This is a genomic window from Vreelandella boliviensis LC1 (genome assembly GCF_000236035.1).
Classification (GTDB): domain Bacteria; phylum Pseudomonadota; class Gammaproteobacteria; order Pseudomonadales; family Halomonadaceae; genus Vreelandella; species Vreelandella boliviensis.
This window is the reverse complement of record NZ_JH393259.1, coordinates 334,743-341,798: the sequence shown is the minus strand read 5'-3', so window position 1 is coordinate 341,798 and position 7,056 is coordinate 334,743. Positions and strand designations below refer to the sequence as shown.

Annotated in this window: 5 protein-coding genes; 2 read left to right on the top strand and 3 right to left on the bottom strand. The window is 52.7% G+C overall.

The window, feature by feature from the left end:
• Nucleotides 1–343 precede the first annotated feature (343 nt).
• Nucleotides 344–1,651, top strand: coding sequence for an ATP-grasp domain-containing protein (locus KUC_RS16070; RefSeq protein WP_007114286.1), 1,308 nt, complete (start codon nucleotides 344–346; stop codon nucleotides 1,649–1,651).
• A gap of 407 nt (nucleotides 1,652–2,058) precedes the next feature.
• Here KUC_RS16070 and KUC_RS16065 read toward each other — a convergent pair whose 3' ends face one another.
• Nucleotides 2,059–3,309, bottom strand: coding sequence for a DUF2254 family protein (locus tag KUC_RS16065; RefSeq protein WP_050804873.1), 1,251 nt, complete (start codon nucleotides 3,307–3,309; stop codon nucleotides 2,059–2,061).
• Between the two features lie 468 nt (nucleotides 3,310–3,777).
• On the opposite strand from KUC_RS16065, the gene KUC_RS16060 reads away from it, so the two are divergent.
• Entirely contained in the window at nucleotides 3,778–4,683 is a 906-nt protein-coding gene (locus KUC_RS16060) for an extracellular catalytic domain type 1 short-chain-length polyhydroxyalkanoate depolymerase (protein ID WP_007114283.1), read from the top strand.
• Between the two features lie 56 nt (nucleotides 4,684–4,739).
• Here the strand turns inward: KUC_RS16060 and KUC_RS16055 are convergent, their stop codons facing one another.
• Both KUC_RS16055 and KUC_RS16050 read right to left on the bottom strand, forming a co-directional pair.
• The gene (locus tag KUC_RS16055; protein WP_007114282.1) at nucleotides 4,740–6,467 is read right to left on the bottom strand and encodes a PHA/PHB synthase family protein; all 1,728 of its coding nucleotides are present in this window, start codon (nucleotides 6,465–6,467) and stop codon (nucleotides 4,740–4,742) included.
• 43 nt (nucleotides 6,468–6,510) lie between these two features.
• Nucleotides 6,511–6,915: a hypothetical protein gene (locus tag KUC_RS16050; RefSeq protein ID WP_007114281.1), complete on the bottom strand. Its 405-nt coding sequence runs from the start codon at nucleotides 6,913–6,915 to the stop codon at nucleotides 6,511–6,513.
• Nucleotides 6,916–7,056 lie beyond the last annotated feature (141 nt).

Below are 7,056 nucleotides of genomic sequence, written 5' to 3'. Positions count from 1 at the left end.
AAAGTGTAGCGCTACTCAATCAGGGGGTGACGTCGTTGACTGCCTAAGAAGCAGGAAGACTCGCATCAAGGCGGGAGTCGTTACGGTCTCATTTTATCTAGTCAACTATAGAAATCATCCTCAGTTTACAGCTAGAAACTTCTACAGTTATTCAACAGAAATTCTACAGTTCGGTTGCCATCTGTAACTGTATCGACTAGCTTAGTTACACGGGTGCGCTAAAAGCTTTCCTAATGCTGGCTTGCCCAATCGCTCCTGAACACAACTGACTGCGGCTCAGCTCACTTGGTGCGCTCTAATCTCAGCGCGGTCAATTTGGGTCAACGAGCAAGGAGGACATTGAATGTCGATAACATCAGAAAAACAATTACCCGAAGCAGTAGCGTCGTGGCGTGATCCGGAAATGGACTCGGTTAAAGGCACTGAGACCCCTAAGGATCCGAACAAGGGTTATATCGCTCTACTTGGTTGGAGCGTCAATGCGATCAAGGCTGCGCAGAAATTTGACCGCCGCTATATCGTCGTTGCTCCAGAGTGGGCCGCAGATTTCTGTACAGCGAACAATATCCCTTTTATTCCGTGGGACTTTATTCGCTTGAATGATCGCTCCATGGAGATCGCCGTCAAGTTGAAGGAGGAAGGTGTAGACGTCGCCATACCGCTATTCGAAGAAACCGTTGAGTGGTCAGGTGCCATCAACTCCGTTCTCCTCGACAGCCCGCGGATGTTCGGACAGTCCATCCTTTTCCGTGATAAGGCCCTAATGAAGCGTCGTGCTCAGTTGGGCGGCATTCGTGTCGGGATCTTCGAAGAGGCACATGAGAAAGAGGACATCGTCCGCTTCATGAAGCGCGTCAACCAAACGCTGCTCAAACTGGATGGCGATCCAGATGACCCGATTCACGTCAAAGCCTTCGACAAAGCCGGTTGTCTCGGCCACCGAATGATCCGCACGATAGATGAAATTGACAACATCCCGGATGAAGAATATCCGCTGCTGATGGAAAGTCACTTGAGCGGCTGGGAGTTTGCTGTTGAAGCCTGGATACACGATGGCAAAATTCAGTTCCTGAACATTTCGGAATACGTAACGCTGGGCTATTCGGTATTCGTTCCTGCTACCGCGGAACTCGAAAGCTGGCGTAATGCGATCACCAAGCAGATCGAGCTGTTGATCAAAACGTTCGACATCCAGTTCGGCCTGATTCACCCAGAGTATTTCGTTACGGCTGATGGTGAAATGTACTTTGGCGAGGTTGCCTACCGCCCACCCGGCTTTAAAGCTTTCGAATTGATCGAGAAAGCCTACGGATTCAACGCTTATCAGGCGTCAATGCTCGTGTTCGATCCGAAAAGCACGAAAGAGGAAGTGGCTGCTTTCTTCCCCAGAGAAGTGGTCGATGCGAAGGGTTATGCAGGCTGCTTCGGCGTATACCCACGCCGTCGTGTTGTCAGCAAGCTGGAAATGCCCGAAGAAACGATTAACCATCCGTACTTCCAGTCACATGAACTGGTCGCACCGGCAGAAGAGACAGTGCCTGACCGGTCAGCCTTCGGGACTCATTGGGGTCTTATCTTCTTCTTTGGTGACGATCCCATTAAGATGCGCGATTTGCTAAAAGCCCAAGAGGATCTGGACTTCTACGTCTAACGTTCGTTAACGCAATGTGATGATCCATGGGTGCGTGTATCAGTATCAGGAGTACTCATACTTCCGATGCTGATATACGCGCCCTTTGTTTTTGTCAGCGCTGCATGATATGAATTTCACCAACCCATGTTCGCTAACGCACAGTCAGGTAATCCTTTATCTACTAGTATAATTTTTAGTGCGGCAAAGGATAAGCCTAAACAGGATGTTGCATTTATTCGCTGCAGGGAACGCAGTGTGGCTAAGTAAGATATACAAGATCGGTGTCGCAAGGAATGCGGCACCGATCTTATTATTATCTAGTTTTGTGGCAGTTGAGTGGCGCAATTATTAGGTAGTTATAACGCTAACTTATCCACTAGTGGATAGGTTGGCATTGTTTCGTTAAGGTCTTTTGCGAAGAATAGTTAATTAGGTCGATCGCGAGATAGTGTCCCGCAGGCATCCGCAAGAGTTAGCAACATCTCTACCTGATATTCGACCTCAGAGACGACCTCTGACGCCTTACAGTTCTCGGCAATCCCTCTGATTCTATGAAGCATATGCGTTAGGTGCCTGACTGCTTCCGGGTCTCGGGAGGCTGCCCCCCTGAGTCGTTCTACGCACAATTTAACGATGTCGACGGCGTCCCAACCGACATCATCGTAGACACAGCGGCCATCCTTGTCTTTGTCGTGCAGGCGTGGAAGCCCCCGGTCAACAATTTCCTCAACCACCGCTTCAAGGTGAACCAGTACCTCATGAGAGGTTGATGTGTCGGCGCGAGCCTGCAGCGCGAATGTTCCAACGTCCACTAGTTGGCTTACGGCGAACGCGAGATCCATGTTAGGGCTGCGGGTGCGGGCTAGGTTGAATGCTTCGGCTATGGCGTCGAAGTCAACTTCTCCGTTGACCTCTATGGTGGAAACGAGTGCGACAGGGCTGCGGGGAGTGACAAATTCGCCGACCCTGCTGCGTAGATGGACAACCCCGCCGAACGGCAGTGCAATAAGTATCCGGTCGATGTCGATGCGCGTTATCCAGCCAGTCCCCGGTGCTAGCACTGTCTGCGCTGCAGATACTGGCGGCGGCACCTCAGTAAGCTCAAGCCGTTCCTCAGGGAGGCGGTCGAGCACCTTGAGAGCGTCTTCGGCAAGGCGGCTGATCAGTTCTGGCAGCGAAAGGCTCCGTGTAGCGTGCTGGATCGCCAGCAACACGCCCGCCATTGCGGCGAGCGCGATCACCACCACCAGCACTGTACTCACAAAGGGAGCAGTCGCCTGTTCGTCGTTGGGCATCCTCAACATAATGACTAGCACGGCCACGACGCCCGCCGACATGAACGCCAGTAGATTGCGCTGGAAGCGATCCTCCAGAAAGATCAGTAGCGTCCGTGGCGAAAAGTGCGCAGCCATAAGGCCAACCACGACTGTGCGCATCCACAGACCGAACACTGCGACCGTGATCAGACCACTGGTCACCGATCCCATCAGAACTCGTGCGCCTGCGACAGTGCCAAGTTCAACCGGCGGAGGCCACAGCCACTTAGTGTCCACGGCCAGTGCTGCCAGACCCACGCCTAGACCGACGACAGCGGCGACGCAGAGCGCCACCGTAATCTCGACGACGCGCAGGGAAGTCCAGCGTGGCTGGGGCTTGCTACAATGTCTCTGCCTCATGCCGTCACCTTCTGATTACCGGAACATCGGAGCGATTGTCCATTCAATCTTGAGGGACGCAAACACTCCTTTCTGTACGTTTCCGCACTTAACGAAAGCGGAGCGTGGTGTAGTGATATATGCGCGTTTTACCGCGGCCTGTCCGATGAGTATCTCAACGAGGCAAGGGTAAGCAAGCCCACCTAAGTGGGAGGAGTTTCTAGTAGCCGGCATTCCTGAAAATTTCAGCTGCTATGTTCGATAGCGCACGGTGGGTGTTTGCTTTAAGGGCCATCCTAATGGTGAGCGAGGCAAAGGATAGGCCTAAACAAGGATGTTGCGCTATGCGCTGCAGTGGACGCAGCGCCCCTTTCTCATAATAAGTCAATTATTCGGTTGTAACTCATTCTTTTCCCCGTTCTATGTCCTTGGCATCGGGGCTCGCCACCTGACGCTGTTCTCGCATATTAAAATGGCAAAGGAGGTCATATGCCGCCATCTTCAGTTAGCCACGATCGTTTGACCGACTTGAAACAATTTGGAACTGACCCTGGATCGTTGCATGCGGACACCTATATATCCAAGAACTTCACTAAGAACGGGCCGCTCGTCGTCGTGCTGCACGGCAGCACCCAGACAGCGGAGGGTTATGATCGCGGTTCAGGCTGGTCAGCTCTCGCCGACGAATGTGGGATAGCGCTGCTGTATCCAGGGCAAAGAAAAACCAATAATCCCATTAGCAGTTTCAACTGGTTCAAGTCTGGCGATAGCCGTCGTGGAGACGGCGAGCCACTGTCTATTCGTAATATGGTCGAGCAAGTCGTTGATGATCATTCCATCGACCCTTCGCGCGTCTACATCACGGGGATGTCCTCGGGTGGTGCTATGACATCTGTGATGCTGGCGACCTATCCTGAGGTGTTTGCAGGAGGCGCGATCATCGCTGGATTACCCTACCGCAGTGCGGATAACCTGATAGAGGCGATGGTTCGCATGAAGGGATATGGCGGCCCGTCGGATCACAGGCTCGACGCGCTCGTGCGCGGAGCCTCTACCTTCGATGGCCCTTGGCCAACGATCTCGGTCTGGCATGGCAGCAGCGATTCGATCGTCGACAATGCCAACGCCGATTCGATTGTCCGGCAGTGGCAGAAGATTCACGAGGTTGAAGGGCCACCGACACGCGTCGAGGAAGTCGACGGTTTTCCCCGGCAGGTCTGGTGCAATACGGATGGGCAGGAGGTGATCGAGGAATACATCATCAAGGGGATGGGCCACGGCACTCCGATCATGGCCGGTGGGGACGAAGGCCTAGGGAAAGCAGACAAATATATGCTGGAAGTCGGTATTTCTTCGACCCGCCATATAGCGCATTTCTGGGGCCTGTCGGAGTAGGAGAGCGGAGGCCGGACGTGTCCCACTCACTGCCACCGCTCATTAAAACGCCCCAGTCATATTTGCCTTACATAGCTGCCTGGGGCGTCCTCGAGTGGCGGGTAGGCCTTTGTCCCGGTGTCTGGCGCAGGAACTAGAGGCCCCGAACGCTCCATCAGCCACTCTTGCCAGGCCGGCCACCATGAGCCCTCCTGGATAGGTGTGTGTTCAAACCAGCTATCCGGATCGATGTACGGGTCGCCATCGAGAGCAGTGGCCATGCGGTAATGGCGGCTGGGATGCTCGGGTGGGCTGACAATGCCCGCGTTGTGGCCGCCGTTGGTGAGGAGGAAGGTTACTTCGGGCGCGTCGGAGAGCAGGTGCAGTTTGTAGGTGGATCGCCAGGGAGCGACATGATCCCACTCGGTGCCAACACAGAAGACGGGAATCTGTATATCGTTGAAGGTCACCGGGCGATCATCTACCCGGAAACGGCCTTCGGCAAAGTCATTGTTCAGAAAAAGCTGGCGCAGGTACTCGGAGTGCATGCGGTAAGGCATGCGTGTTGCGTCAGTATTCCAGGCCAGTAAATCGTTCATTGGTTGGCGTGTAGCCAGCAAATATTCATTAACGATCCGTGACCAAATTAAGTCATTGGAGCGCAAAATCTGGAATGCACCCGCCATCTGTTTGGTATCGAGAATCCCTTGGGCCCACATCAGGTCTTCAAGAAAAGCGAGCTGCTTTTCATCAATGAAAAGCATCAGTTCTCCAGCCTCGCGGAAATCGGTTTGCGCTGCCAACAACGTCATCGATGCCAGACGATCATCTTTGTCACGCGCCAGCGCCGAGGCGGTAATAGCCAACAGCGTGCCTCCCAAGCAGTAGCCTACGGTATGTATCTTCTGGTCGGGTATCAGTTGAGCAATGACATTAAGACTGTCAAGAATACCCTGCTGATGGTAGTCGTCCATCCTTAGGTCGCGATCCTCTTCTGTGGGGTTGCGCCAAGAGATCATAAAGACGGTGTGCCCTTGGTCAACCAGATACTTGACCAGCGAGTTATGTGGCGACAGGTCTAGTATGTAGTATTTCATGATCCAGGCAGGCACTATCAAGATAGGCATTGCGTGAACATCTTTGGTGGACGGCGTGTACTGGATCAGCTCGATCAAGTGGTTTCGATACACGACCTTACCGGGCGTGATAGCAACGTCACGCCCTAATACAAAGTCTTCGGTTCCGGCTGGCTTTCTGCCTAGCCCTTGGTTTTGGACATCTTCCCACCAGTGCTCCATTCCCCGAAGTAGATTAGTTCCTCCGCTGGTTAACGTTTTTTCGAGCACAGTGGGATTGGTCAGCACATAGTTGGAAGGAGACAGCACATCAAGCCACTGGCGGGCGCCGAACTCCAACGCCTGCTCGTGGTGAGGTGACAGCCCCCGTAAGCCAGTGGTGGCGTTATACCACCACTGTTGTTGTAGTAGAAAACTTTGGTAAAGCACGTTGAAGGGGAAGTGTCGCCAAGCAGGGTCTTTAAAACGGCGGTCTTGAGGCAAAGGGTCTATACAGGGAGCCGCATTAGGGTCGAATGCCGAGTGGCTAGCCCATTGCACCAAGCGCAGCTGCTTCTTCACGGCTTTCTGCCCTAGATGGGCCTGGGAACCGGGAGATAGAGCCAAGCTCGACAACCAGTCCAGATACGTTAGCACAACAGACGCGGGGGAAATGCCCAGCGTTAGCCTCGCCAGTGAGGCCCGCACAAACCTATCCAAACTGTCGTGTTGTGTATCGTCTAAAAGCATAAGCGCTATACCCCTCCAACCATTTTGGTATTTATTTCAGCTCCTATAGTTCGCACCAAATACGTTCTTTAAAGTCTTCGCTGAGTTCAGATACGTTGCGCATGCGGTTAAAAGTGGCTTCTGACATGTCGCCAGCGATTTGGTGGTAGCAGGACGCCATCGACTCTGGAGTCAGCGGCCCGTTAAGGCCCAGCATGCAGTGTGTGAGTTTGCTATAGACCGGCGCCATGGTCGCAAGAAAATCGATTTCGTGGCGAAATGCGTCGTTAAGTGTTTCTAGCCAAATGCATTGTAGCTTGGCCGCAGAATTGGACGTTTCAGCCCAAGGCTGATACCACAAAGCCAGCAAGTCTTTGTTATAAATTACGTTGTTATTAACCTCGTTGTTATCAGCTATGCTGGCTTTGGCTGCATTAGGGGAAACTTTTGGAAACGCTGATGTTGTCATTGTCTTGGCTCCTCAAGTGAAGTATAAAAAGTATAGTACTCATCGCTTTTGCTGGAGAATTTAATAGCCTCTGTTTTGACCGGTATCAATGTTTTAATGTGAAAAGCCATTACTAATTAGCCAGTTAATATATTGGTATGT